This is a genomic window from Pseudonocardia pini, from assembly GCF_013870575.1.
GTDB classification, from domain to species: domain Bacteria; phylum Actinomycetota; class Actinomycetes; order Mycobacteriales; family Pseudonocardiaceae; genus Pseudonocardia; species Pseudonocardia pini.
Genome location: NZ_JACBXB010000968.1, coordinates 1 through 1761, shown reverse-complemented (window position 1 = coordinate 1761; position 1761 = coordinate 1). Strand labels below are relative to the sequence as shown.

Here is a 1761-nt window from a genome sequence, read left to right as displayed (position 1 = left end):
GGAGGACTGGTCCCGTCCCGTGGTGCGCGGTGCCGTCGCGGAGGTCGGTGCGCTGGGGATCGAGGCCGGTGAGGGCGAGCAGGCCCTGAGCCCCCGCGAGCGCGGCCGCGTGGTGCGGGCCACCGCCACCCCGGGGGACCCGGTGGCCGTGCTGATGCTCACCAGCGGGACCACCGGGCGTCCGAAGCGGGTGCCGCTGAGCTACCGCAAGCTGGTCGCGGCGTTCGAGGCGGGCGGCACGCCGATCGCGGCCGAGCCGATCCGGCTGCGCGCCCGCCCGACGATCCTCTGGGCCTCCCTGGTCCACATCGGCGGCCTCTACTTCGCGGTCGCGAACGTGGCCGCGGGCAGGCCGACCGCGTTGATGGAGAGGTTCGCGGTGGAGCCCTGGGCCGAGCTGGTCCGCACCCTGCGGCCCGCCCTCGTGGGCCTGCCGCCCGCCGCCATGCGGATGGTGCTCCAGTCCGACCTGCCGGCCTCGACCTTCGCGGGCGTCCGGGCCGCGACCTCCGGCACCGCGGCGCTGCCCGTCGAGGAAGCGGACGCGTTCACCGCGCGCTTCGGCCTCCCGGTACTCAGCGTCTACGGGGCCACCGAGTTCGCCGGGGCGATCGCGGGCTGGGACCTGAGGCTGTACGAGGAGTGGGGGGCGGCGAAGCGCGGGAGCGTCGGACGCGCCCACCACGGCATCACGCTGCGGATCGTCGACCGGGACAGCGGGGAGCCGCTGCCCGCGGGGGAGCGTGGGCTGCTCGAGGCCCGCGGCCCCCAGCTGCCCGCCGACGGCTGGACCCGCACGACCGACCTCGCGAGCCTGGACACCGACGGCTTCCTCTTCGTCCACGGCCGTGTGGACGACGCCATCGACCGCGGCGGCTTCACCATCGTCCCGACGGTCATCGAGGAGGCGCTGCGCGCCCACCCCGGCGTGCGGGACGCCTCCGCCGTGGGGATCCCCGACGCGCGGCTCGGCGAGGTGCCGGTCGCCGCCGTCGAGCTCCGGGAGACCGATCCGCCCGGCGAGGCCGAGCTGCGCGCCTGGCTGGCGGACCGACTCACCCGCTACCAGCTGCCCACCGAGATCCGCGTCGTCGCGGAGCTGCCGCGCACGCCGTCGCTGAAGGTCAGCAGGCCGGATGTGCGGGCCCTCTTCGCCGCCGACCCCGCGAGCCGCGCCTCCGCGTGACCCCTCCGCGTGCCCCCTCCGCGTGACGCTCAGCGCGCTCGTCGGGTGGGCGCGGCGGCCAGCAGCTTACGCGTGTAGGCGTGCGTGGGTGCGGTGAGGATCCGCCGCACCGGGCCGGTCTCCACGATCCGCCCGTCGTGCATGACGGCGACCCGGTCGCAGATCCGGGCCACGACGCCGAGGTCGTGCGTGATCAGCAGGATCGCGATCCCGCTGTCGCGCTGCAGCTCGGCCAGCAGGTCGAGCACCCGGGCCTGCACCGTCACGTCGAGCGCGGTGGTCGGCTCGTCCGCGATCAGCAGCTCCGGTTCGCACGCCAGCGCGATCGCGATCATCACGCGCTGGCACATGCCGCCGGAGAAGGTGTGCGGGTAGTCGCGGGCCCGGCGCGCGGCATCGGGGATCCGCACCCGGTCGAGCATCTCGACCGCACGGGCCCACGCCTCGGCGCGCGTGACGTCCCGGTGCCTGCGGACGACCTCGGCGACCTGCTCGCCGACCCGCATCGTGGGGTTCAGGCTCCGGATCGGCTGCTGGAAGATCATCCCGATGTCCCGGCCGAGGACGGCGGCGCG

Annotated in this window: 2 protein-coding genes; one reads left to right on the top strand and one right to left on the bottom strand. The window is 75.6% G+C overall.

Features of this window, described 5'->3' with window-relative positions:
* Positions 1-1186 (top strand): class I adenylate-forming enzyme family protein (locus tag H5J29_RS31430; protein WP_181784560.1); only part of this gene is annotated, 1186 nt, incomplete at its 5' end.
* 29 nt (positions 1187-1215) lie between these two features.
* On the opposite strand, the gene H5J29_RS31425 is transcribed toward H5J29_RS31430, so the two are convergent.
* Positions 1216-1761: ATP-binding cassette domain-containing protein (locus H5J29_RS31425; protein WP_181784559.1), on the bottom strand; the 546-nt coding region annotated here is incomplete at its 5' end.